The following is a 566-nucleotide window of genomic DNA, read 5'->3' on the forward strand; positions in this document are numbered from 1 at the left end:
GTTCCTGAAACAGTTGGTGTACCACTAATGGTAGCCACATTACCTGCCCATGAACCGGTAACACCTGCTGGCAATCCAGCAAATGTTGCGCCTGTAGCTCCTGTTGTTGCTAAGGCAATATTCGTGATAGCACTATTGATACAAATCGTTTGATTCGTACCTGCAGCAATTGTATTTAATGGTGTAACTGTAATTGTTCCGGTTGTTGTCGCTGGTGGACAACCACCTGTAGTAGTTACTGTGTAATTAAATGTTCCTGATGCTGTTGGTGTACCACTAATAGTAGCCACATTACCTACCCATGAACCTGTAACACCTGCTGGTAATCCAGCAAATGTTGCTCCAGTTGCACCTGTAGTGGCTAAAGTAATATTTGTTATTGCACTATTGATACAAACCGTTTGGTTTGTTCCTGAGGCAATTGTATTTAATGGTGTAACAGTAATGGTTCCGGTAGCTGTTGCTGGTGGACATCCTCCTGTTGTAGTTACAGTATAGTTGAACGTTCCTGAAACAGTTGGTGTACCACTAATGGTTGCAACGTTTCCTGACCATGAACCTGTAAC

1 pseudogene is annotated in these 566 nt (G+C 42.9%); it reads right to left on the reverse strand.

Annotated features, from left to right (window positions below):
- Positions 1-566, reverse strand: a pseudogene (locus tag GFJ99_RS13520) (hypothetical protein); the annotation flags it as partial.

The sequence above is a fragment of the Flavobacterium sp. LMO6 genome (assembly GCF_009495795.1).
Classification (GTDB): Bacteria; Bacteroidota; Bacteroidia; order Flavobacteriales; family Flavobacteriaceae; genus Flavobacterium.